Raw genomic sequence first — 22,043 nt, 5'->3', positions numbered from 1 at the left:
ATGCGCGAGATGTATCCGGAGATCGAGCCCTACCGCACGCAGCATCTTTCCGTCGATGCCGTGCATACCTTGCGCGTGGAGGAGTGCGGCAACCCCGACGGACTACCCGTGGTGTTTCTGCACGGCGGTCCGGGCGCGGGGCTGGCTACGTATCACCGGCGCTTCTTCGATCCGGCACGCTATCGCATCGTGCTGTTCGACCAGCGCAGCGCGGGGCAATCGACGCCGTTTGCCGATCTCACCGACAACACCACCTGGCATCTCGTCGCCGATATCGAAACCATCCGCGAAAAGCTCGGCATCGAACGCTGGGTGGTGTTCGGCGGCTCGTGGGGTTCCACCCTGGCGCTTGCCTATGCGCAAACGCATCCGCAGCGCGTGCTGGGGCTGGTGCTGCGCGGCATCTTTCTGTGCCGGCCGGCGGAAATCCGCTGGTACTACGAAGAGGGCGGCGCCTCGTGGATCCTGCCGGAGAAATGGCAGCGTTACGCCGCGGCCATTCCCGCCGATGAGCGCGGCAACATGATGGAAGCCTACTGGCGCCGGCTCACCTCGGACGACGAAACCGTTCGGCTCGCCGCCGCTCAGGCGTGGGGCGCATGGGAAGGCGGCGGCATCACCCTGGCCGAAAGCCCCGAGACCGAAGCCGGCTTCGCCGCACCCGAAGTCGCCCTCAGCCTCGCGCGCATCGAGGCCCACTACTTTCGCCACAACGGCTGGTTCGAGTCCGACCAGCTGCTGCGCCATGTCGACACCATCCGCCACATTCCCACCACCATCATCCACGGCCGCTACGACATCATCTGCCCCGTCAAAAGCGCCTGCGATCTGGCCGCCGCGTGGCCGGAAGCGGAGCTGCACATCGTGCTGGCCGGCCATGCGGCGTCGGAGCCGGCGATTGTTGATCAGCTGGTAAGGGCGACGGATCGGCTGGCAGATCGTTTTGTGTAGCTGAGTGTGCGGGTTTTGACGCTGTCATCTGCCGCTCTCACTGGCCGGCGCTGAGTCTTGGCTATCTGTAGACACAAGTCCGCCTCAAACGCCTCAGTGCCATACTCCTCGTTTGCGTTTCGCTTTCTCCGGAGTCTGCATGCGTCTGCTTTCCCTGTTTGCCGCTGCTGCATCGACGTTGCCGCTGACCGTCATGGCGGCCGAACCCTACTCGTACGCGCAGCCGGATCAGGTCCGCGTCACGCATCTGGATCTCGATCTGACCATCGACTTTCCACAGCGCGAGTTGCGCGGCCAGGCGACGTTGAAACTGGACTGGAAAAATCCGAGGGCGACGTCCCTGGTGCTGGACACGCGGGATCTGAAAATCGCCTCGATCGAATCCGTCTCAGCCGATGGCAAAACCGCGCCGCTGAACTATGCGCTGGCGCCGCGCGACAAGGCGCTCGGCAGCAAACTCACCATCGCCACGCCGACGCACCCGACGCAGGTGCGCATCGTCTACGCTACGTCGCCCGACGCGTCCGGCCTGCAGTGGCTAACGCCGGCGCAGACCGCGGGCAAAAAGCTGCCCTTCATGTTTTCCCAGTCCGAGTCGATCAACGCGCGCTCGTGGGTGCCGATCCAGGATTCGCCAGCGATCCGCATCACTTACGACGCCCATATCAAGTCGCCCAGCGACGTGCGCGTGGTGATGAGTGCGCTGAACGACGCCAAGCACCCGCTCGACGGCGACTACACCTTCGACCAGCCGCATCCGATTCCGTCCTACCTGCTGGCCATTGCCGCGGGCGACATCGCCGCCGAAGCGACCGGCCCGCGCAGCGCCGTGTACGCCGAGCCCTCGATGGTGCACAAGGCGGCGCACGAGTTCGAGGACACCGAAAAGATGATCGCCACGGCCGAGCAACTCTACGGCCCGTATCGCTGGGGCCGCTACGACCTGATCGTGCTGCCGCCGTCGTTTCCGTTCGGCGGCATGGAAAACGCCAACATGACTTTCGCCACGCCGACCATCGTGGTGGGCGACAAGAGCCTGGCGTCGGTGATCTCGCACGAGCTGGCGCATTCGTGGTCGGGCAATCTGGTGACCAACGCCACATGGCGCGACGGCTGGCTCAATGAGGGCTTTACCACCTACGTGCAGGGGCGCATCACCGAGGAGGTGTACGGCAAGTCGCTGGCCGACGAAGAGGCGCTGCTGTCGGCGCGCGCGTTGGAAAAAAGCATCGGCAGCATGCCGGCCAACGCGCAGAAGCTGACCCCGGACCTGCGCGGCGTCGACGCGGACGACGCGCTGTCCAGCGTTGCCTACGACAAGGGCTCGTGGTTTCTGCGCATGCTGGAGCAGCGCTTCGGCCGCGCCGATTTCGATGCCTATCTGCGCAGCTATTTCGACCACTTCGCGTTTCAGAGCATCACCACCGAGCAGATGTTGGCCTATATGAAGCCCAATCTGATCGACAAATACCCGGACAAGATGCGCTGGGCCGAGGTGCAGGACTGGGTCTACGGCACGGGCATTCCCAAGGACGCGCCGCTGCCCGACTCGCCGCGCTTCGACGATATCGACAAAGAGCGCACGGCGTTTCTCGGCGACAAACTCACTGCTGACAAGCTCGATGCGAAGGGCTGGAACACGCAGGAGTGGATGTACTTCCTCGACCGCTTGCCCGACGTCACCGCGCTGGCGAAGATCAAGGAACTCGACGCCGCCTGGCACCTCACCGGCACGCCCAATGCGGAAATCGGCATGCGCTGGTATGTGCACGCCATCGCCGCCGGCGATAGGGACGTCTGGCCCGCCGCGGCCGAACACATGACCCGCATCGGACGTCTCTATCTCACGCTGCCGCTGTACAAGGCCTTCGCGAAAACGCCTGAGGGCCTCGCTTATGCCAAGCAGGTCTACGCGAAAGCCAAGCCCGGCTATCACCCGCTGACCCAGCAGGCGGTGGAAGGAATCCTGGCAAAAGCAAGCGCTGCTAAAAAGTAAACGGTGGCGCGTATATGCTCGCGTCGGCCTAGAGATATCACCGACTCGCTTGTCTTCACCGAAACACTTCAAAGAATTCCGCTATGGCTCTTCCCCCATCGACCAAGCCAATCCCGGCCACCCGCCCCCTCTGGAAACGTCTGCTGCTGCGACGGCTGAAGTTTCTCGCGTGGATCGGGGGGGTTCTGATCATCGTGCTGGGCGGCAGCTATCTGTTTGCGCCGCAGTGGCTGATGAAGGCGAATTTCATGCGCCAGGCGATGGCGGCGAATCTGGACAAGCATTCGGTGCAGGTCGGTGACACGAAGTGGGTCTATTACGAAGGCGGCCAGGGCCAGACCATCGTGCTGCTGCATGGCCTGGGCGACAGCAAGGAGGTGTGGCTGGACGTGGCCAAGCTGCTGACGCCGCACTTCCACCTGATCATCCCCGATCTGCCCGGGTGGGGCGAATCGACGCGGGTCGCCGGCGCCAGCTACAACGTCGACGCCCAGGCGGCGCGGCTGGATGCCTTTGCACAGGCCTTGCGGCTGCAGCGCTTTATTCTGGTGGGCCATTCGCTGGGCGGCGCGATTGCGGGGGTGTACGCCGCGGAGCACCCGGACCACGTCAGCGAGCTCGCGCTGATCGATTCGTTCGGCCTGAAGTACAAGGAGAATGCGTTTGCACGCGACGCCATGGCCGGCAAAGACCCGTTCATTTTCGACGATCGCGCCGGCTTCGAGCGTATGACCACCTTGGCGCTGGATAAACCGCTGGACCTGCCGGGACGCTTTGTCGATGTGCTGATCAAGCGCAATCAGGACGATCGAGCTTTTATCGAGCAGAACTTCAAGGAGCTGAGCCAGCCGTCGCAATATCTCGCTGTACAGAACCGGCTCGGCGACCTGACGATGCCGGTGCTGGGCGTATGGTGCAGGGACGACAAGATCATCGACCTCTCGGCGCTGGACAGCCTGCGCGACGGTCTGACCCATTCGGCCGCCATCAGCAGCAGCACGCTCAACGGCTGCAACCATATTCCGATGCTGGAAAAGCCCGAGGCCACGGCGCAGATCCTTACGGGCTTCGCGCTGTCGCACTAGCGCCACCGCGCAGGGCGGCTGCATTCACGCTGCCAGTCAGGTCGGGCTGGTTATCTTTGAGTCAGCGGCAAATGGCCCATCATTGTGATTTGCGCACAGCAACATGTGACAATGACCCTATAGCTCCGGAGACATGCGTGTGTATTTGCAAGAAGACGGCATGGTGCAACGACCGATAAGACGAACCCTGTGGCGCTCCTTTGTGGACGCCGTCATGCGGATGTCTTCCACACGGGCCAATTACTGGGCCGAAGTCGTCGTGGACGGAACGCTGGCCCTGCTGCTGTTCTTCGAAGGCTGGCGTCATTTGGCCGGTGGCCTGATGGAAGGCGTGGCGGCGATCGTGCTGGGCCTGTTCGCCTTCAGCTTTGTGGAGTACTTCTTCCATCGCTGGATGTTCCACACGCGCATTCCGCTCTTCGCCCAGGGCCACCAGCTGCACCACGAGAAACCTTTGGGCTACGACTCGCTGCCGTTTTTTCTTCCCGGCGCGGTGCTTTTCATCCTGACCGGTCTGATGATGCTGATCCTGCCGCTCGGATTCGCTTTTTTGATGATGGGCGCGGTCACGCTGGGCTATATCGCCTACGGTCTGAGCCACTTCACCATTCACCATGTGCGCTTCAAGCACCCGCTGATGCGGCGCTGGGCCGGTTCGCACCACGTGCACCACTACCATCCGGACAGCAATTTCGGCGTCACCACGCCGCTGTGGGATGTATTGCTTGGCACACGCTACGTGCGGCAGGCGCGCAAGCTCTAATTAGATTTACGGCGGCGAGACGCCCGTTTCTATCGGGCGATTTCAGAGCACGCCCGGAATAAGCGCCTTGACCCGCTGCATGTACTCGCCGTAAGCCGGCCCGAAGTGTTCGCTGAGCCAGGTTTCCTCCAGCCGCAGCTTGCGCCAGAACGACACGAACATGAGCACGAAGCCCAGCACGGCGCGCCATTCGCCGAGTAACAAGGCCGTGCCGACCAGCGCCAGCAGCAGGCCGGTATAGATCGGATGGCGCACGTAGCGGTAGGGGCCGCGCTCGATCAGCTCGTGGTCCTGCTTTACCTGCACCACCGCGCTCCAGTTGCTGCCCAGAATGGCGCGCGCCCAGCAGGCGAACAGCAGGCCGGCCACGGCCAGCAGCAGACCCAGCGCGGCCAGCCACAAAACGTCGGGAATAAAGCGTGTGCCCAGCAGGGTGCCTTCGTACAGCGAGGTCGGAAACATCAGCGCCAGGTTCACGATGATCGGCAGCCAGTACTTGAAAAAACGCGACCAGACCGGCTCGCCGCGGGCCGAACTCTTGACCCGCCGCGCGCTCCACAGCCAGTAAAACAAAAACAGTAGCCACGCCGCGGCTGCCAATGTCGTAATCGGTGGTTGCATGGTCAGTCCCTGCTGGCATGGCCGACATGGCGGCGTTCGCTGCGGATGGTGCGCGGAACGGGTGTCGATGGCAACGGTGCCGCGGAAGCGGGAGGACAGTGCGCTCAGTCGGCGACGTCGGCCACCAGGCGGTCGAGCTCGGCCTTCAGCATGCCGCCGTTGACGCGCAGCCAGTCGCGCTGCTCCTGCCAGTCGGGGTAGAGGCTGGCCACCTGCGCCCAGAAGCGCGCGGAGTGGTTGCGCACTTTGAGATGGCACAGCTCGTGGACCAGCACGTAGCGCAGGGCTGCCGAGGGCGCCAGGGCCAGCGCCAGATCGAGATTGATGCGGTCGCGCGTATCCAGGCTGCCCCACAGACTCTTCATGGGACGGATTTTCAGCGAGGTCGGTGCCAGGCCGAGCAAGGGCACATAGGTGGCCAGCCAGCGCGAAACGTCGCGGCGCATCTGCCCTTCAAGAAAGGACGCCAGCAGGCCACGGGCAATCGGCAGCGCGCGCGTATGCGGACGCGGAATCACCAGGGTCAGGCCGGTCACGCTGGGCTCGATGCGCGGATACGGGCCCTCGGCCCAGTCCAGCGTCATCGTTTCGCCGCGCAGGGGGAACTCGGTGGCGTAGCCGAGCCGCAGCGGCGGAATCGGGTCGACGATCAGGTTGAGCTCGGCGAGCTTTTTCTCCAGCCATTCCGCGTGGCTGCGCAGGAAGGCGTTGACCTGGGCCGGATGTGTGCCGTGCGGGTACGACACGCGCGCGCCCTTGGGCGTGACGGTGAGGCGCAGCCGCCGCGCGCGCGGGTGGGCGGCCTTCAGCACCATGATGCTGTTGCCGCTGACCGTCGCCAGTTCCAGCCAATCGCCTTCGAGATGTTGCGCCATACGGCTGCCCGTTTGAGCCTCGTCGTGCTGTTGTCGCGGAGATGTTTTCGCCAATCGCGCGAGCACACCGGACAGCCAGTATGCCGCTTTAGCCGTCCAAATGGGGCGGATATTTCGTTGGAGCCTGTCCATCGTTTCCTCGTGGCCCGCGCCGGTGGCGGTTTGCGTTCAGGACAAGGAAGAAGGAGGAAGTGTACGTCGGTACACGACCGAGTGATGACGCCGGCCTGGGCGCAAACCGGCCCGGCCCGAAGGGTTGAGTCGTGGCAATCGCGACGGCTCAACGCGGGTCATGGGGAGATGCTGGACAGGCTCTTAGCCATCAGCGGGGCGCGGCAGCCCAAACCACTCCTCGAATTTGCCTAGCAAACGCTCGAGTTCCAGCGTCAAAAGGGCGAAGCTGGCGTCCATTTCGGCCTGCGCGTCCTGCTGGCTGTCGCCCAGCTCGTCCATCACCACGTCGAGAAATTTCAGCTTGCGGATGATCAGGTCTTCGCCCAGCACGAAGCTGATGCGATCGTCGAAGGTCAGGCCGAGCAGAAACACCTGCTTGCCGTTACGCAGGTGCTCCTTCACTTCCTCGGCATCCAGATCCTGCCGGCGACACTTGGCGATGGCGCCGGTGGCGGTGGCCGGATCGCGCAGCTCACACTCGTCGCCAAGGGTGAGGCCCGCCGGCAGATTGCCGTTGGCCAGCCAGTCGGTCATCAGCACGCGTGGACCCTCTTCCGGCGCCAGCGGCACGGCGGGAAAGCTGCCCAGCGCCTCGCGGATCTGAGTCAGCGCGTTTTCCGCGGACTTGCGGCTGGACGTATCCAGCACCAGCCAGCCGTTTTTCATGTCGACGTAGCTGGACATGCGCGAGGTGCGCACGAAAGCGCGCGGCAGCAGCTCGTTCAGCAGATCTTCCTTGATCCGCTTGCGCTCGCGGCCGCCGACCTTGCGGCCTTCTTCTTCGGCGATTTTCTGCACCTTGCGCGAGAGCTCTTCGTTGATGACCTGCGCCGGCAGCAGCTTGTCCTCGCCGCCGACGGTCATCAGCGTGCACTGCTTCACCGCGTGGGTCAGCGGCGCTTCCTCGCCACGCCCGACCGGCGGCACGAAGCCCTTGGTGAACATTTCCATCGGCCCGCACGGACGCAGGCGGTGTTCGGCCAGCACCTCGTCAAGGCGCTTCAGATCGGTGGCAACGGCGGGGGAAAAACGGAACAGCGTGAGATTGCGAAAAAACATGGATATCCGAATGATGGTCGCCCGAGGGCAGGAATGACTGCGCCGCCACCCGGGCGATCTCGAAGATCACCGACGTATGGCGAACGGAAGACTTCAGCGGCTGACGGTAGCGACCGCTGCGGCCACGGTTTCCAGGTTGTCGCGATTGAGCGCGGCCACGCAGATGCGGCCGCTGTCCAATGCGTAGATGGCAAACTCGTCGCGCAGGCGATGGACCTGGGCCTTGCTCAGACCGGAATACGAAAACATGCCGGCCTGGCTCTGGATAAAGGCGAACTGCGTGGCGCCGTGCGCCGCCAGCCGCTCGACCATGCCGGCACGCATCGCGTGGATGCGCTCGCGCATCTCGCCCAGCTCCTGCTCCCACTGCGCGCGCAGCTCGGTGCTGCCGAGCACGCCGGCCACCAGCGCTGCGCCGTGGGTCGACGGGCTGGAGTAGTTGGCGCGAATGGTCTGCTTGATCTTGGACAGTACGCGCGCCGCCTCGTCGCGGTTGGCCGCGACCATCGACAGCGCGCCCACGCGCTCGCCGTAGAGCGAGAACGATTTGGAATACGAGTTGGCCACCACGAACGCCTCGATGCCGGAGGCGGCCAGCAGGCGCACCGCCGTCGCATCCGCATCAAGCCCCTGATCGAAGCCCTGATAGGCCAGGTCGACGAACGGCAGCAGCTGGCGCTCCTTCAGCAAGTCGATCGTTTGCGCCCACTGCGCCGCGTCGAGGTCGACGCCGGTCGGGTTGTGGCAGCAGGCGTGCAGCAGCACGACCGTGCCAGGCTCCAGCTTGCCCAGATCGGCCAGCATGCCGGCGAAATCCAGGCCGTGGCTGGCATCGTCGTAATAGCGGTAGTCGAGCAGCTGAAAACCGGCGGTGCGGAAAATCACATGGTGATTGCCCCAGCTCGGGTTGCTGATGGCGACTTTGCCGCTGGCGCCGCTCACCTGCATGAGCAGGTCGGCCGCCACGCGAAGTGCGCCGCTGCCGCCCACGGTCTGCGCGGTGACCACGCGCCCGGCTTCCAGCACGGGCGATCCCGGGCCGAACAGCTGCCGCTGGGTCAGTTTGTCGTACGCGGCCATCCCGTCGATCGGCAGATAGCCGCGCGGCTTGGCCGCCGAGGCCAGCGCCTTTTCCACCTCGTAAACCGAGCGCAGCAACGGCACACGGCCCTGTTCGTCGACGTAAATGCCCACGCCGAGATTGATCTTGCCCGGGCGCGCGTCGGCCACAAAGGTTTCGGTCAGGCCCAGAATCGGATCGCCGGGGGCCATTTCAACGGATGCAAAAAAAGACACGGTGCGTACTCTACTCAGGAAATGGGGGTCGGTCGGGGATGCGGCAGCGCCCAAGCTTACGAGAATGCCGTCTCATCCGTCGCGTCGACGGTCCACGCGGACGAATCCACAGCATGCATGTCCGGGCCGGAAAAATCGAACAGTTCGCGATCGGCCAGATGCGAGGGCGATACGCGGCCCAAGGCGCGAAAAACGTTCTCGCTGCGGCCGGGCTGCAGCGTTTCCCATTCGTCCAGCATTCGCTGCACGGCCTTGCGCTGCAGGTTTTCCTGCGAGCCGCAGAGGTTGCACGGAATGATCGGGAATTGTCTATGCAAAGCAAAGTCGGCGATGTCGCTCTCGCGGCAGTACGCCAGGGGGCGGATCACCACGTGCCGGCCATCGTCCGAACGCAGCTTGGGCGGCATCGCCTTCAGCTGCGCCTGATAGAACATGTTGAGAAAGAATGTGGCGAGGATGTCGTCGCGATGATGGCCCAGCGCGATCTTGCTGATACCGTTGGCCGCTGCCCACGTATAAAGCGCGCCGCGCCGCAGGCGCGAGCACAGGCTGCACATGGTCTTGCCGGCCGGAATCACGCGCGTCACCGTGCTGTAGGTGTCCTGTTCGATGATGTGAAACGGCACGCCGCGGGCACGCAGGTAATCAGGCAATACGTGCGCGGGGAAATCAGGCTGCTTCTGGTTCATGTTCACCGCGATCAGCTCGAAGCGCACCGGCGCCTTGACCTGCAGCTGCAGCAGCAGCTCCAGCAGGGTGTAGGAGTCCTTGCCGCCGGACAGGCACACCATCACCTTGTCGCCCTCGTCGATCATGCCGAAATCGCCAATCGCCTGCCCCACCCGGTGGCGCAGGCGGCGGGCCAGCTTGTCGGCCTCGGCGACGGGCGAACGGCGGATATCGGGTTGAGCAGACATGGCGACTCGTGGCGCGGCAGGTTGAACGTAAAGATTAACCTCATTCTAGCCGCCCGCCGTTTGCACCCTCGCGGCGACAAACGGCGTCAGGGATCGGCGCTAGACTAGGAGGCTTACTCCCCAGCCGTTGCCAGTTGCCATGCAGGTCAAGGATCACGCCGCCATCGTTCACCTATTGGCCGAACTGCGGGTGGAACATCGCGACCTCGATACGGCCATTCACCAGCTGGCGGCAGGCCTCAGCCGCGACGAGCTGCAGCTTACCCGCATGAAAAAGCGCAAGCTGCTGCTGAAAGACAGCATTGCCCGCCTGGAAAGCAAGCTGATTCCCGACCTGGATGCCTGACCGGCAACGTTTCCGTCCCACGCGCGGCTCATCTCACCGGACTACCGATGCCACCACTCGTACCGACCACGCTGCAGGACGACCACGTCGCGCTGGAACCGCTCAGCCTCGATCACGTCGACGCACTCGAAGCGGCCGCCGCCGATGGCGAGCTGTGGAATCTGTGGTTCACAAGCGCACCGGCACCGGGAAAGGCCCAGACCTACGTGAAAGCCGCACTCAAGGGGCAAGCCGAAGGCCTCATGCTGCCGTTCGCCATCCGCGAAAAAACCAGTGGCGCCATCGTCGGCACCAGCCGCTATTACGACATCGCGCCCGAGCTGCCGCGGCTGGCCATCGGCTACACCTGGTATGCCAAAAGCTGGCAGAAAAGCCATCTCAACACCGCCTGCAAACGCCTGCTGCTGCGGCATGCGTTCGAGACGATCCACTGCGTGGCGGTGGAGTTTCACACCGACCATCGCAACCTCGACTCGCAGCGCGCCATCGAACGCCTGGGCGCGCAGCGCGACGGCGTGCTTCGCGCGCACAAGCGCCGCCCCGACGGGACCCTGCGCAACACCGTCTGCTACAGCATCCTCGCCGATGAATGGCCGGACGTGGATCGCTGGCTGTGCATGCGGCTGGATCGCCTGGTCGCTGCGCGAACGCGCTGAGCGCCACGCGCCTTACATGATGCGGTTGACCAGCCGATCGAGACGCACGCGGTTGAGCCGCTTCAGATTCTTGCGCACCTCGGCCGGGTAACTGCGCGTGCTTTCCAGCGCGAGATCGTCCGTGAGCCGCACGGCGTGCTGCCGCAATGCCGCCCATTCCGCTTCGTGTTTGGCCGTGAGCAGGTGGCCCGGGTCGCGCAACAGCAGGCCGTTTTCGAGATCCAGCGCCCACGCGCGCGGATTGAAATTGTTGCCTGTGATGACAGCCACGTCGTCGTCGATCAACACGCCCTTGAGGTGGTAGCTGTTGTCGCCGTCCCGCCACAGATAAATATTCAGCTGACCGCTGGCCATCTGCTGGCGGTGAGCACGCGCAAAACGGCGAAGGTTGTTTTCGTACAGATACGGCAGCAGGCCGATGGTGCGAAACGGCTGCGGCGGCGGAATATAGAAATCGTTGGCGGTTTTGTCGCCGACCATGATGTGGATCTCGCAGCCGCGGCGCAGCAGCTGACCGATCACCAGCCGCACCGGTCGCGGCAGGTTGAAATACGGCGTCAGCAGGATTACCCGCCGGCGCGCACCGCGCAGCAGCGCCAGCAGCACGTCGTTGAGCAGGTTGTCCGCGCGACCGAATCCCAGCAGCGGCGTCACCGCCACATCCGCGGCGCCCAGCACATCGTGCGGCACGTCGTAGCGGGCACCCTGCAAATCGTCGCGAAACGTGCGGATGGCCGGATACAGGCTGCGCGTGTTCGGCACGTCGGGCACATTCAACCGGCGCACGGCCTCGCTTTCGACGAAGTGCCGGCGCAGGAAGTCGGCCATCGCATCGGCCAGCTCACGGTGCAGCAGCCGATGATACCGATCGAGCCGATAGCGGTCCTGCTTGGCCAGGTAGACGTCGTTGAAGCTGGCGCCGCTGTAGAGCACGGTGTCGTCGATGATCACGCCTTTCAGGTGCAGCACGCCGAACAGCTCGCGGTTCTGTACCGGCACCCCATAGATCACCACACCCGGGCCGAAGCGCTCGGCGTACTCGCGGTACATACCGGCGTTGCCCTCACTCTTGGCTTTGCCGATCAGACCGCGCTGCGCGCGATGCCAGTCGACGAAGACGCCGATCTCCAATGATGGATTTCTCGCGTGCGCCGCGTAAAGCGCGTCGAGCACTTCGCGGCCGCCGTCGTCGTCCTGCAGATACAGCGCCACGATCAGGATGCGGCGCGTGGCCTGCGCGATCTGCCGCAGCAGGGTCTGCCGGAACGCGGCGGGATCGGGCAGCACCTCGATCGCCTCGGCCGGTACCGCAAACGCCGGCAGCGTGTTGAGTAGCGCCTTCGACGCCGCCTTCTGCCGAAACGGCAAGATGCGCTTGGCCAGTCGGCGCGGCGCCTTGATCAGCTTATTCATGGATATCTGTGGTCAACAGCATGCCCGCCACGCCACACGGCGCCCGGACATCGCGATGCGGCCAAAGCGCTTCAGCCGCCGTGGACCGGAAAGGTCTGCGCGTTGCCAGGCGGCGACGTGGCGTTGCTCGGCGCGGCCGGCGGACGCGCTTGCGGATTGATCGGTCGTGAACCGCACTGGTAGGCGCCCCACGGCTGCGATCCATCGGTCGGGTCGGCCAGCGGTTTGATGGTGTCGGCGTGCAGCTCGGCCGCCTGATTGCGCGCCAGCACTTCCAGCTCGTCGCGTACGGTGATGTTGTTGCGATCTACGGGGCCGATGTGATCCTGCACGGACACGGTGACCTTGCCCATGTCGCGGCAACCCGACACATCGCCACCCCACGCCGTACGCACATTCTTGGCCGCATCATCCAGCGTGATGCCGTAGGTGCAGGCGCTCAGCAGTACAGGAACGAGCAACAACAGGGTCTTGCGCATGGACGACTCCGCAGCGGTGACTTGAAAGAAAGTGCCGACGCCAACCCGGCATCCCCACATCGTAACGCGAGGAGGCGGTGGCGTCCGCAATTGCCCGCCGCCGTCAATGACGCTGCGAAACCACCGGTGACCGGTGGCATCCGCTGATCATCTCCAAGGGCGCGCTCCGCGGAGTGGACTGCGAATTCGGCGCTACGCGCACTGTCCGGCTGTCCGCTGGCCGCGGCCAACCGTCCGCGGACAATCCATAGATCATCTGGGCTGCCGAATAAATCTATGAATTTCATTCATTTACATGAGAAAAGGCGCTTGGCATAGCGATTGCAAATACCCAGTCACTAGAGGTAATCCCGCCTCACTGGAGAAACGCCATGAAATTCGAAACCTTTATGCTTCGCGGCCTGTTCGTTGCCTGCTTCGCCGTGTGCGCGCTGATCATGGGTGCCATGTTGAATGCCCGACCGCAGGGTTTGCAGCATGCCAACGGCAATCGAGTGGCCAGCGCCCTGCTGACGGCGCCGACCGCGTGCGCGATGAAGCCCGACGGTGTTGTTTGCCCCGCAGTGCACGGTTGAGTCTTTCCGATGCTGCCCAGCCGCGATACGCGCCGGGCTGAGCGATAATGGCCGGATGCTGCGCGTCATCCTCTTCCGTCCCGAGATTCCGCCGAACACCGGCAACGTGATTCGCCTGTGTGCGAATACCGGCGCCGCGCTGCATCTGATCCGCCCGCTGGGCTTCGAACTGGACGATGCGCGCCTGCGCCGCGCCGGGCTGGACTACCACGAGTACGCCAGCCTCATGGTGCATGACGACCTCGCTACTTGCCTTGAGTCCATCGGCCAGCCGCGCGTGTTCGCCTTCACCACCAAGGGCAGGGTTGCCCACGTGGACGCGCACTTTGCCGCAGGCGATGCGCTGCTGTTCGGCTGCGAAACCGCCGGCCTGCCGGGCGACGTGCTCGAAGCGATTCCCGCCGAACGGCGCCTGCGCCTGCCCATGCGACCGGACAGCCGCAGCCTCAATCTTTCCAACACCGTCGCCGTCGCCGTATACGAGGCCTGGCGGCAGCTTGGCTTCGATGGCGCGATGCAGGTCTGAAGCCGGCTTGCCGGCTACAATCGCCGGATGACTGACGCCACTCCCAACTCCTGGCTGCCGCCGTCGCTGCGCCGACTCGCCGGTCGCGCGCTGGAAACCGCGCTGAACCACACGCTGTCGCTGGATCCGGATACCCAGCAGCGGCTGATCGCGCTGAACGGACGCCGCGTGCTGCTGCATCTGCGCGGGCCGGAAATCGCGCTGGCCATCACCGTGGAAAACGCGCGTCTCGTGGTCGGACCGCCCGAAGAAAATGCGTCCGGCAGCCAGCTGCGCGTGGCCGCCACGCCGGGCAGCCTGCTGGCGATGCTGTTCAAACGCGACGGCGACGGCATCTCGCCGGGCAAGGTCGACATTGCCGGTGACGCCGAACTGGCGCGGCGGCTGGAAAAGCTGGCCACGACCTTTGCGCCCGATTTTGAAGAGGCCTTCGCACGCACCTTTGGCGACGTGCTCGGCGTACCCATTGCCAGGGCCGTGCGCAAGGCGCTCAGCCACGCCAAGGAGACGGCCACCCATTTGACCGAAGACAGCGCCGACTGGCTGCGCGAAGAGTCGCGTCTCGCGCTAGCGCCGGGCGAAGTCGAGGGCTTTCTCGACGGCGTGGATACGCTGCGCGAGCGCAGCGACCGACTGGAATCGCGCGTGCAGCGGCTGGTTCGCCGCCTGCAGGACCACGTCGCATGATGCCGCTGCGCGTGGTGCCGGGACTGCTGCGGGTCATCTCGATCTTGCTGGCCTATCGCGTCGATGAAATGGTCGGCGAGGAAAAGGGCGTCAATCCGCTGAAATTCTTCCGCCCGCTGGCGGCCAAACCGCGCGTGGACGTCGGGCCGCTTTCGCGCGGCGAACGCCTGCGGCTGGCGATGACCGAGCTGGGGCCGATTTTCGTCAAGGCCGGCCAGGTGCTGTCGACGCGACGTGACCTGATTCCAGCGGACATCGCCGACGAGCTGTCGCTGCTGCAAGATCAGGTCGAGCCGTTTCCGGGCAGCGAGGCGCGCGCCATCGTCGAGCGTGAACTCAAGTCGCCGATTGACCTTCTATACGGCCATTTCGATGAAACGCCGCTTGCCTCGGCGTCCATCGCCCAGGTGCATGCCGCTGCGCTGCACGATGGCAGCCAGGTGGTGGTCAAGGTGCTGCGGCCGGGCATCGATGAGCGAATCGCACGCGACGTGCGCCTGCTGCATTCGCTGGCCGAATTGGCACAGCGCTGGCATCCGAAGGCCGACAAGATACGTCCGCTGGAAGTCGTGGCCGAAGTGGAAAAGATGCTCGAAAACGAGCTCGATCTGCAGCGCGAAGGCGCCAGCGCCAGCCTGCTCAAACGCAACTTCTCCAGCGGGTTCGATCTCTACGTTCCTGCCGTGCACTGGGACCTCACCGCCGAGCGCGTGCTGACGCTGGAGCGCGTCTACGGCATCAGCACCGACGATGTCGCAGCCATCGATACCGCCGGGCTGGATCGCAAGAAGCTGGCGGTCAAGGGCGTGCGCGTGTTTTACGAGCAGGTGTTCCGCGACAATTTTTTTCACGCCGACGCACACCCAGGCAATATCTGGGTCGACCCGTCGCGACTGGAGGAGCCGCGCTTCATCGCGCTCGACTTCGGCATCATGGGATCGCTGCCGGAAACCGACCAGTATTTTCTGGCGCAGAATTTCATCGCATTGTTCGAGCGCGACTACGCGCGCATCGCGCAGCTGCACGTGGAAGCGGGCTGGATGCCGGCACATCTGCGCATCGATGAACTGGAGGCCGCGATTCGCACGGTGTGCGAGCCGTACTTCACCCGACCGCTGTCGCAGATCTCGCTCGCCGATCTGGTGATCAAGCTTTTCCGCACCGCCCAGCGCTTCGAGCTGACGCTGCAGCCGCAGCTGATCCTGCTGCAGAAGACCCTGCTGAATATCGAAGGCGTCGGCCGCATGCTCGATCCGGACATCGACATCTGGGCGGTGGCGCATCCGGTGCTCAAGCGCATCCTGCGCGAACGCTACAGTCCGCTGCGCACGCTGCGCGAGGTGCGCAAGCGCCTGCCGGTGTGGCTGCACGACGCCCCGCAGTTTCCCGAGCTGGTGCGCGACGCGCTGCGCCAGCTCGGTCGCGGCGAACAGCGCAGCGTGCCCGATCCACTGTGGCTGAAGCTGCAGCAGGACAGCGCCCGCCAGCAGCAGCGGCTCATCGTCTGCAGTCTGCTCGGCAGCTCGCTGATGATCAGCGCAGCGCTGCTGTGGACGCTGGCGCCGCAGCATGGCGCGCTGCCGCCGATTCTCGAAAGCATCGCCGGCCTGCTGGCGTTTGCCGTCGGCTGGCCACGCTCGCGCTGAGCGCTGCCGATGATCGAGATTCTGTATCAGGACGATGAGCTGATCGCCGTCAACAAGCCGGCCGGTCTGGCGGTACATCGGTCGAAGATGGTCGGAAACGCCGAGGAGTTTCTGATCGACCTGCTGCGCGAGCAGCTCGGTGGCAACGTCTATCTCGCGCACCGGCTGGACCGAGCCACCAGCGGCGTGCTGTTGATCGCCCGCTCCAGCGAGATGGCTGCCGCGCTCGGCGAGCAGTTCATGGGTCGCTCGGTGCGCAAGCAGTATCTGGCCGTCGTGCGCGGCTGGCCGGAACCGGAGGAAGGCCTGATCGACTATGCGCTGCCGGGTTCGCGCGAGACCGGGCCGCGACGCGAGGCCAGCACCTGTTATCAGCGGTTGGCAACGATCGAGGTGCCGATCGCGCTGGGCCGCTATCCGCACCAGCGCTACGCGCTGGTGCAGGCCGAGCCGCTGACGGGGCGCTTTCGCCAGATCCGCAAGCATCTGGCGCATATTCACCACCCGGTCATCGGCGACTGTCAGCACGGCCGCGGCGATCACAACCGTTTGTACAAGCAGTATTTCGGCTGCCACCGCATGCTGCTGCATGCGCGACGGCTGCAGTTTGCGCATCCGCGGGATGGGCGGCCGATGATCATCGATGCGGCGCTGGATCGCGAGTACAGCGATCTGCTGGCGCGGTTCGGCTGGTCGCTGCCGCCGATCGATGATGAACTGGCGGAGGCGGTGACCTCGCTGCCTGAGTCGCCGACAGCAGCAGCCGCGCCCGCCAGCTAAACTCGGCGCATGTTGATCGTCAGCCACAGCATCAGCGTGCCGGAGTCCGAGCTGGTCGAGCGCTTTCTGCGCGCCGACGGCCCGGGCGGCCAGCATGTGAACCGCACCGAGAGCGCCGTCGAACTGCGCTTCGACGTGGTCCACTCGCCGTCCCTCCCGGAGGCGATACGGGAGCGCCTGCTGGCGCGTCGCGATCGGCGCCTGACCAGCGAAGGTGTGCTGGTGATCCAGGGCCGTCGCTTTCGCGATCAGGGCCGCAACCGCGACGACGTGCGCGAGCGGCTGGTCGAGATCATCCGCGACGTGCTGGTACCGCCGAAAAAGCGTCTGGCGACCAAACCCACCCGTGCCTCGAAGGAACGCCGCCTGGTCGGCAAGCAGCAGCGCGGCAAGACCAAGCAGAACCGCTCGCGCCAGTGGTCGCCCGAGTGAGCGCGGTACCGCCGCTACCGCCGCAGGCACCGCGTATCAACAGCCGCTTCTGGCCGTGGCTGTGCCGAGGGCTGCTTCGCCTCGGCGGCTGGCGTTTGCTCGGCGAGTTTCCGGATCTGCCCAAGCTGATCGTCATCGGCGCACCCCACTCCAGCTATTGGGATGGCGTGTGGGGGCTGCTGATGAAGGTGGCGCTCGGCGTGGACGTCAACATCATGATCAAGCGAGAGGTGCTGCGAAGCCCGCTTGGCCTGATTCTTCGCCCGATCGGCTGTATTGCCATCGACCGTCGCGCGGCGACCGACGTGGTTGGCCAGATGACTGCACGCTTTGCCCGCAAGCCGCGCATGTGGCTGGGCATTACCCCCGAAGGCACGCGCAAGCCGGTAACGCACTGGAAAACCGGCTTCCTGCGCATTGCCTATGCGGCGAAGGTGCCGGTGCTGCCAGTGTTTTTCGACTATCCGAGCAAGACGTTCACTCTGGGCAAGCCGTTTTATCCCGCCGGCGACCTCGACGCCGACATGCTCGCGATCCGTGCGCTGTTCCGCGGCTATCACGGCAAGTACCGCGACACGGAGTAGACCTCAGCGCTGCGAATGCCCCGACTCGTCGTAGTCGCGGGTCAGCAGGCCCGGACGAATCAGATCGACGAAAGCGCGCGCCTCGGTGCTGAGGAATTTACCCTTGCGGATCACCACGCCGTAGCTGCGCTGCGGGAAATACTGCTTCATGTTGCGGACCGCCAGACGGCTTGCGTCGGCCTTGGTGATGCAGATGCCGGTGACGATGGAGATGCCCAGCCCCATTGCCACGTACTCCTTGATCACATCCCAGCCGCCGACTTCGATCGCCACGTGATACGGCACCTGGCGCTGCTGGAACACCAGATCGACCAGCCGATAGGTCGACAGCCGCTGAGGCGGCAGGATGAGGCCGTAGGCCGACAGATCCTCCAGCGCAATTTTCTCCTTGGCGGCCAGCGGATGGTCGAGCGGCATGATCAGCATGGGGTCGTAGTGATGTACCGGCTCCCAGGCAATATCGTTGGGAACGTCGAGCATCGAGCCCACGGCGAAATCCGCCTCGTCGGCGCGCAGCATCGCCAGGCCGTCCTTGCCGGTGACGTTGGCCAGCTGCAGATGCACGGCCGGGTAGCGATCGCGGTAGCGCCGCACCAGCTCGGGCAGCAGGTACTGGATGGTCGAGGTGCCGGCTGCAATGGTCAGTCGGCCGCCCTGCAGGCCTTTGATCCGGGTCTGGAAATCGCGGTCCAACGTGTCCCAGCCCTCGACCAGCGGACGCGCCAACTCGTACAGGGCTTCGCCCGCATCGGTGAGGTTGATGCGGCGGCGGCGACGCTCGACCAGGCTCGCACCGAGTTCACGTTCAAGCGCCTGTAATTGAAGGGTAATCGTCGGCTGGGAGAGGTAGAGAGATTCGGCCGCGCGGGTCAGCGAGCCCAGTTTCACCATCGCGACAAAGGCTTTGAGCTGCTTATGGCGATTGCCCTTGTAGTAGTAGCGTTCGGCACCCTGCTCGCTGACGGACTCGCCAGGACCCGCCTTTTTTACCGTGCGTTTGCGTATGGTTTTCCCTTCATTCATGGCTACAGCGATCTTTTTCATGGCGTTTCTTCAATACGTTAGCGTATGTATTAATAATACCAATACTTATGATTGAAACATTCACTTTGTCAAACACTACGCTTTAGCCTAGCTTGAGCGTCCCACGAACACGAGGTGCGGTCATGGCAGTACCCAAGGAAAATATCGATATCCGTGAGGCTGATACAGGCGCCATCGCCGTTCACGCAGACTGGGCCGGTTACGAAAGCGTACTGACGCCGGCGGCACTGGCGTTTCTGACCAGGCTGCATCGTGGCTTCAACAGCCGTCGCCAGGCCCTGCTTGCCGCCCGGCGCGAGCGCCAGGCCGGCTATGACGCCGGCGGCCTGCCGGATTTCCGCAAGGACACCCGGGCCATCCGTGACGGCGACTGGCGCGTGGCGCCGATTCCGGCGGCCCTGCAGGATCGCCGGGTGGAGATCACCGGCCCGGTCGAGCGCAAGATGATCATCAACGCGCTGAACTCCGGCGCCAAAGTGTTCATGGCCGATTTCGAGGATTCCTCCTCGCCAACCTTCGCCAACCAGCTGGTCGGCCAGATCAATCTGCGCGACGCGATCAACGGCACGATCGGGTTCACCTCGCCGGAAGGCAAGCAGTACACGGTCAAGGACAAGCCGGCCGTGCTGGTGGTGCGTCCGCGCGGCTGGCACCTGCCGGAGCGCCACGTCATCGTCGACGGCGAAATCATGGCCGGCGCGCTGGTCGACTTCGGCCTGTACGTTTTTCACAACGCCAAGGCGCTGCATCAGCGCGACCTCGGTCCTTATTTTTATCTGCCCAAGCTCGAGGCGATGGAAGAAGCCGCGCTGTGGGACGACGTCATGGCCGTGGCCGAGGCCGAGTTGAACCTGCCGACGGGCACCATGAAGGCCACCGTGCTGATCGAGACGCTGCCGGCCGTGTTCCAGATGGACGAGATTCTGCACGCGCTGCGCGGCCGCGTGGTCGGGCTCAACTGCGGCCGCTGGGATTACATTTTTTCGTATCTGAAAACCCTGCGCGGCCATCGCGACCGCCTGCTGCCGGAGCGCGGCCAGGTGCTGATGACGGTGCCGTTCCTGAAGAACTATTCGGAGCTGCTGATCAAGACCTGCCATCGCCGCGGCGCGTTCGCGATGGGTGGCATGGCCGCACAGATTCCGATCAAGGGTGACGATGCCGCCAACGAGGCGGCGATGGCCAAGGTGCGCGCGGACAAGCTGCGCGAAGTGAAGGCGGGCCACGATGGCACCTGGGTCGCACACCCGGCGCTGGTGCCGGTGGCGCAGGAAATCTTCGACGAACACATGCCGACGCCCAACCAGCTCGACGTGCTGCGCAGTGACGTCCAGGTCACCCGCGATCAGCTGATCGAGCCGTGCCTGGGCACGATCAGCCGCGAGGGATTCGAGAACAACGTCGAAGTGTGTCTGCGCTATACCGCCGCGTGGATGGATGGCCTCGGCTGCGTGCCGATCCACAACCTGATGGAAGACGCCGCCACCGCCGAGATCGCCCGTGCCCAGCTGTGGCAATGGCTGCATCACGGCGGCCTGGAGTTTCCCGATCACGCGCCGATCGACTTCGCGCTGTTCGACCAGATCCTCGCCGCCCACACGCACCGTGTGAGCGAGAGCGACTTCCCCGGCGCGGCTCATGCGACAGCGGCCGCCGCCCTGATTTCCACCCTGACGCATGCCGACCAGCTCGGCGATTTCCTCACCCTGCCCGCCTACGAACAGCTCGCCTGAGCCGTCCTCGTCTCACCTTTGTATGGAGCACGTCATGAGCAACACACTGCCAACCGCTGAACAGATCTCGCAGGACTGGAAAACCAACCCCCGCTGGGCCGGCATCGAGCGCAACTACTCCGCCGAAGACGTGGTGCGCCTGCGCGGCACCATCGGCGTCGAGCACACGCTGGCCCGCCGCGGCGCCGAGCGCCTGTGGGACTCGCTGCACAAAGAGGATTTCGTCAATGCGCTGGGCGCACTGACCGGCAATCAGGCCATGCAGCAGGTCAAGGCCGGCCTCAAGGCGATCTATCTGAGCGGCTGGCAGGTCGCCGCCGACGCCAATGTCGCCGGCGAAATGTACCCCGACCAGTCGCTGTACCCGGCCAACTCGGTGCCGCTGGTGGTGAAGAAGATCAACAACACTCTGCTGCGCGCCGATCAGCTGCATCACGCGGAAGGCAAGGACGATACCGACTGGTTGGTGCCGATCGTGGCCGATGCCGAAGCCGGCTTCGGCGGCGTGCTGAACGCGTTCGAGCTGATGAAGGCGATGATCGAAGCCGGCGCCGCCGGCGTGCATTTCGAAGACCAGCTGGCTTCGGTGAAGAAGTGCGGCCATATGGGCGGCAAGGTGCTGGTGCCGACGCGCGAGGCCGTCGACAAGCTTAACGCCGCGCGTCTGGCCGCGGACGTCTGCGGCGTGCCGACCCTGCTGGTGGCGCGCACCGACGCCGACGCGGCCGATCTGCTGACCTCCGATGTCGATGCCAACGACAAGGCATTCATTACTGGCGAGCGCACGGTCGAAGGCTTTTATCGCGTGCGTCCGGGCCTCGACCAGGCCATCAGCCGAGGCCTGGCCTATGCGCCGTTCGCGGACCTGATCTGGTGCGAAACCAGCAAGCCGAATCTGGACGACGCGCGGAAGTTTGCCGAAGCCATCCACGCCAAGTTCCCGGGCAAGATGCTGGCCTACAACTGCTCGCCGAGCTTCAACTGGAAGAAGAACCTGGACGATGAAACCATCGCCAGCTATCAGATCGAACTGGGCAAGATGGGCTACAAGTTCCAGTTCATCACCCTGGCCGGCTTCCACAGCCTCAACTACGGCATGTTCGATCTGGCGCACGGCTACGCGCGCCGCCAGATGAGCGCCTTCGTCGAGCTGCAGGAGAAGGAGTTTGCGGCGGCCGATCGCGGCTTCACGGCGGTGAAGCATCAGCGCGAGGTGGGCACCGGTTACTTCGATCAGGTGACCCAGGCGATCCAGCAGGGTCAGTCATCGACCACGGCGCTGACCGGCTCGACCGAAGAAGCGCAGTTCCACCACGAAGCGGCGTGATTTAGGCCGATACGCACCAGTTGTGACGTGAAACAAAACGCCTCCACTGCCCGCGCGGTGGAGGCGTTTTTCGTTGCG

General features: G+C 64.5%; 23 protein-coding genes. 15 read left to right on the top strand and 8 right to left on the bottom strand.

Going from position 1 to position 22,043, the window contains the following annotated elements; genetic code table 11:
* The 4 genes from pip to ACDK93_RS02145 all read left to right on the top strand — a co-directional run bounded on the left by pip (position 1) and on the right by ACDK93_RS02145 (position 4,795).
* Positions 1-951: a prolyl aminopeptidase gene (gene pip, locus ACDK93_RS02160; RefSeq protein ID WP_458070947.1), complete on the top strand. Its 951-nt coding sequence runs from the start codon at positions 1-3 to the stop codon at positions 949-951.
* 139 nt (positions 952-1,090) lie between these two features.
* Entirely contained in the window at positions 1,091-2,947 is a 1,857-nt protein-coding gene (locus ACDK93_RS02155; protein WP_458070946.1) for a M1 family metallopeptidase, read from the top strand.
* A gap of 83 nt (positions 2,948-3,030) precedes the next feature.
* Positions 3,031-4,032 carry an alpha/beta fold hydrolase gene (locus ACDK93_RS02150; protein ID WP_458070945.1) on the top strand — a complete coding sequence of 334 codons (1,002 nt, stop codon included), beginning with the start codon at positions 3,031-3,033 and terminating at the stop codon, positions 4,030-4,032.
* A 214-nt stretch (positions 4,033-4,246) separates the two neighbouring features.
* On the top strand, positions 4,247-4,795 hold the full coding sequence (locus ACDK93_RS02145; RefSeq protein WP_458070944.1) for a sterol desaturase family protein: 549 nt from the start codon (positions 4,247-4,249) through the stop codon (positions 4,793-4,795).
* 42 nt (positions 4,796-4,837) lie between these two features.
* On the opposite strand, the gene ACDK93_RS02140 is transcribed toward ACDK93_RS02145, so the two are convergent.
* The 5 genes from ACDK93_RS02140 to ttcA all read right to left on the bottom strand — a co-directional run bounded on the left by ACDK93_RS02140 (position 4,838) and on the right by ttcA (position 9,737).
* On the bottom strand, positions 4,838-5,416 hold the full coding sequence (locus ACDK93_RS02140) for a methyltransferase family protein (protein ID WP_458070943.1): 579 nt from the start codon (positions 5,414-5,416) through the stop codon (positions 4,838-4,840).
* A gap of 104 nt (positions 5,417-5,520) precedes the next feature.
* Positions 5,521-6,291: a M48 family metallopeptidase gene (locus tag ACDK93_RS02135; RefSeq protein ID WP_458070942.1), complete on the bottom strand. Its 771-nt coding sequence runs from the start codon at positions 6,289-6,291 to the stop codon at positions 5,521-5,523.
* A gap of 315 nt (positions 6,292-6,606) precedes the next feature.
* Positions 6,607-7,524, bottom strand: a complete 918-nt coding sequence (locus ACDK93_RS02130; protein WP_458070941.1) for a recombination-associated protein RdgC — start codon at positions 7,522-7,524, stop codon at positions 6,607-6,609.
* Between the two features lie 93 nt (positions 7,525-7,617).
* The gene (locus ACDK93_RS02125) at positions 7,618-8,820 is read right to left on the bottom strand and encodes an amino acid aminotransferase (RefSeq protein WP_458070940.1); all 1,203 of its coding nucleotides are present in this window, start codon (positions 8,818-8,820) and stop codon (positions 7,618-7,620) included.
* Between the two features lie 56 nt (positions 8,821-8,876).
* The gene (ttcA, locus tag ACDK93_RS02120) at positions 8,877-9,737 is read right to left on the bottom strand and encodes a tRNA 2-thiocytidine(32) synthetase TtcA (RefSeq protein ID WP_458070939.1); all 861 of its coding nucleotides are present in this window, start codon (positions 9,735-9,737) and stop codon (positions 8,877-8,879) included.
* Between the two features lie 139 nt (positions 9,738-9,876).
* Between ttcA and ACDK93_RS02115 the strand changes: the two genes are divergently transcribed.
* Together ACDK93_RS02115 and ACDK93_RS02110 are read left to right on the top strand one after the other, a co-directional pair.
* Positions 9,877-10,083: a YdcH family protein gene (locus ACDK93_RS02115; protein WP_458070938.1), complete on the top strand. Its 207-nt coding sequence runs from the start codon at positions 9,877-9,879 to the stop codon at positions 10,081-10,083.
* Between the two features lie 47 nt (positions 10,084-10,130).
* Entirely contained in the window at positions 10,131-10,739 is a 609-nt protein-coding gene (locus ACDK93_RS02110; RefSeq protein ID WP_458070937.1) for a GNAT family N-acetyltransferase, read from the top strand.
* Between the two features lie 12 nt (positions 10,740-10,751).
* Here the strand turns inward: ACDK93_RS02110 and pssA are convergent, their stop codons facing one another.
* Both pssA and ACDK93_RS02100 read right to left on the bottom strand, forming a co-directional pair.
* Entirely contained in the window at positions 10,752-12,152 is a 1,401-nt protein-coding gene (pssA, locus tag ACDK93_RS02105; protein ID WP_458070936.1) for a CDP-diacylglycerol--serine O-phosphatidyltransferase, read from the bottom strand.
* A gap of 71 nt (positions 12,153-12,223) precedes the next feature.
* Complete coding sequence (locus ACDK93_RS02100; protein WP_458070935.1) at positions 12,224-12,631, bottom strand: DUF4156 domain-containing protein; 408 nt, start codon at positions 12,629-12,631, stop codon at positions 12,224-12,226.
* Between the two features lie 371 nt (positions 12,632-13,002).
* Here ACDK93_RS02100 and ACDK93_RS02095 point away from each other — a divergent pair, with 371 nt between their 5' ends.
* Genes ACDK93_RS02095 through ACDK93_RS02065 form a run of 7 tightly spaced genes read left to right on the top strand, consistent with a single transcriptional unit; the run spans position 13,003 to position 17,861 of the window.
* Positions 13,003-13,206 (top strand): hypothetical protein, encoded by a 204-nt coding sequence (locus tag ACDK93_RS02095; protein WP_179478271.1) that lies wholly within the window; start codon positions 13,003-13,005, stop codon positions 13,204-13,206.
* A 55-nt stretch (positions 13,207-13,261) separates the two neighbouring features.
* Positions 13,262-13,732, top strand: coding sequence for a tRNA (uridine(34)/cytosine(34)/5-carboxymethylaminomethyluridine(34)-2'-O)-methyltransferase TrmL (trmL, locus tag ACDK93_RS02090; RefSeq protein WP_458070934.1), 471 nt, complete (start codon positions 13,262-13,264; stop codon positions 13,730-13,732).
* 27 nt (positions 13,733-13,759) lie between these two features.
* Entirely contained in the window at positions 13,760-14,419 is a 660-nt protein-coding gene (locus ACDK93_RS02085) for a ubiquinone biosynthesis accessory factor UbiJ (protein WP_458070933.1), read from the top strand.
* A gap of 5 nt (positions 14,420-14,424) precedes the next feature.
* Positions 14,425-16,065, top strand: coding sequence for a ubiquinone biosynthesis regulatory protein kinase UbiB (ubiB, locus tag ACDK93_RS02080; RefSeq protein WP_458072321.1), 1,641 nt, complete (start codon positions 14,425-14,427; stop codon positions 16,063-16,065).
* A gap of 9 nt (positions 16,066-16,074) precedes the next feature.
* A complete protein-coding gene (locus tag ACDK93_RS02075) occupies positions 16,075-16,845 on the top strand; it encodes a pseudouridine synthase (protein WP_458070932.1) in 771 nt (256 codons plus the stop codon).
* 9 nt (positions 16,846-16,854) lie between these two features.
* Positions 16,855-17,277, top strand: a complete 423-nt coding sequence (gene arfB / locus ACDK93_RS02070; RefSeq protein WP_458070931.1) for an alternative ribosome rescue aminoacyl-tRNA hydrolase ArfB — start codon at positions 16,855-16,857, stop codon at positions 17,275-17,277.
* Positions 17,274-17,861, top strand: a complete 588-nt coding sequence (locus ACDK93_RS02065; protein ID WP_458070929.1) for a 1-acyl-sn-glycerol-3-phosphate acyltransferase — start codon at positions 17,274-17,276, stop codon at positions 17,859-17,861. Before arfB ends, ACDK93_RS02065 begins: the two co-directional genes overlap by 4 nt.
* 3 nt (positions 17,862-17,864) lie before the next feature.
* Here ACDK93_RS02065 and ACDK93_RS02060 read toward each other — a convergent pair whose 3' ends face one another.
* Positions 17,865-18,905 carry a LysR family transcriptional regulator gene (locus ACDK93_RS02060; RefSeq protein WP_458070928.1) on the bottom strand — a complete coding sequence of 347 codons (1,041 nt, stop codon included), beginning with the start codon at positions 18,903-18,905 and terminating at the stop codon, positions 17,865-17,867.
* A 122-nt stretch (positions 18,906-19,027) separates the two neighbouring features.
* On the opposite strand from ACDK93_RS02060, the gene aceB reads away from it, so the two are divergent.
* Complete coding sequence (gene aceB, locus ACDK93_RS02055; protein WP_458070927.1) at positions 19,028-20,638, top strand: malate synthase A; 1,611 nt, start codon at positions 19,028-19,030, stop codon at positions 20,636-20,638.
* Between the two features lie 34 nt (positions 20,639-20,672).
* Positions 20,673-21,965 (top strand): isocitrate lyase, encoded by a 1,293-nt coding sequence (aceA, locus tag ACDK93_RS02050; RefSeq protein ID WP_458070926.1) that lies wholly within the window; start codon positions 20,673-20,675, stop codon positions 21,963-21,965.
* Positions 21,966-22,043: the final 78 nt, after the last annotated feature.

It is taken from the genome of Rhodanobacter sp. BL-MT-08, from assembly GCF_054161255.1.
Note: the sequence above shows the minus strand (reverse complement) of the source record. Positions and strands in the feature narration are given on the sequence as shown.

What these genes read in the sequence shown, in the direction of transcription:
- pip (WP_458070947.1), top strand. Translation starts at nt 1, where the DNA reads ATGCGCGAGATGTATCCGGAGATCGAGCCCTACCGCACGCAGCATCTT.
- ACDK93_RS02155 (WP_458070946.1), top strand. Translation starts at nt 1,091, where the DNA reads ATGCGTCTGCTTTCCCTGTTTGCCGCTGCTGCATCGACGTTGCCGCTG.
- ACDK93_RS02150 (WP_458070945.1), top strand. Translation starts at nt 3,031, where the DNA reads ATGGCTCTTCCCCCATCGACCAAGCCAATCCCGGCCACCCGCCCCCTC.
- ACDK93_RS02145 (WP_458070944.1), top strand. Translation starts at nt 4,247, where the DNA reads ATGCGGATGTCTTCCACACGGGCCAATTACTGGGCCGAAGTCGTCGTG.
- ACDK93_RS02140 (WP_458070943.1), bottom strand. Translation starts at nt 5,416, where the DNA reads ATGCAACCACCGATTACGACATTGGCAGCCGCGGCGTGGCTACTGTTT.
- ACDK93_RS02135 (WP_458070942.1), bottom strand. Translation starts at nt 6,291, where the DNA reads ATGGCGCAACATCTCGAAGGCGATTGGCTGGAACTGGCGACGGTCAGC.
- ACDK93_RS02130 (WP_458070941.1), bottom strand. Translation starts at nt 7,524, where the DNA reads ATGTTTTTTCGCAATCTCACGCTGTTCCGTTTTTCCCCCGCCGTTGCC.
- ttcA (WP_458070939.1), bottom strand. Translation starts at nt 9,737, where the DNA reads ATGTCTGCTCAACCCGATATCCGCCGTTCGCCCGTCGCCGAGGCCGAC.
- ACDK93_RS02115 (WP_458070938.1), top strand. Translation starts at nt 9,877, where the DNA reads ATGCAGGTCAAGGATCACGCCGCCATCGTTCACCTATTGGCCGAACTG.
- ACDK93_RS02110 (WP_458070937.1), top strand. Translation starts at nt 10,131, where the DNA reads ATGCCACCACTCGTACCGACCACGCTGCAGGACGACCACGTCGCGCTG.
- pssA (WP_458070936.1), bottom strand. Translation starts at nt 12,152, where the DNA reads ATGAATAAGCTGATCAAGGCGCCGCGCCGACTGGCCAAGCGCATCTTG.
- ACDK93_RS02100 (WP_458070935.1), bottom strand. Translation starts at nt 12,631, where the DNA reads ATGCGCAAGACCCTGTTGTTGCTCGTTCCTGTACTGCTGAGCGCCTGC.
- ACDK93_RS02095 (WP_179478271.1), top strand. Translation starts at nt 13,003, where the DNA reads ATGAAATTCGAAACCTTTATGCTTCGCGGCCTGTTCGTTGCCTGCTTC.
- trmL (WP_458070934.1), top strand. Translation starts at nt 13,262, where the DNA reads ATGCTGCGCGTCATCCTCTTCCGTCCCGAGATTCCGCCGAACACCGGC.
- ACDK93_RS02085 (WP_458070933.1), top strand. Translation starts at nt 13,760, where the DNA reads ATGACTGACGCCACTCCCAACTCCTGGCTGCCGCCGTCGCTGCGCCGA.
- ACDK93_RS02075 (WP_458070932.1), top strand. Translation starts at nt 16,075, where the DNA reads ATGATCGAGATTCTGTATCAGGACGATGAGCTGATCGCCGTCAACAAG.
- arfB (WP_458070931.1), top strand. Translation starts at nt 16,855, where the DNA reads ATGTTGATCGTCAGCCACAGCATCAGCGTGCCGGAGTCCGAGCTGGTC.
- ACDK93_RS02060 (WP_458070928.1), bottom strand. Translation starts at nt 18,905, where the DNA reads ATGAAAAAGATCGCTGTAGCCATGAATGAAGGGAAAACCATACGCAAA.
- aceB (WP_458070927.1), top strand. Translation starts at nt 19,028, where the DNA reads ATGGCAGTACCCAAGGAAAATATCGATATCCGTGAGGCTGATACAGGC.
- aceA (WP_458070926.1), top strand. Translation starts at nt 20,673, where the DNA reads ATGAGCAACACACTGCCAACCGCTGAACAGATCTCGCAGGACTGGAAA.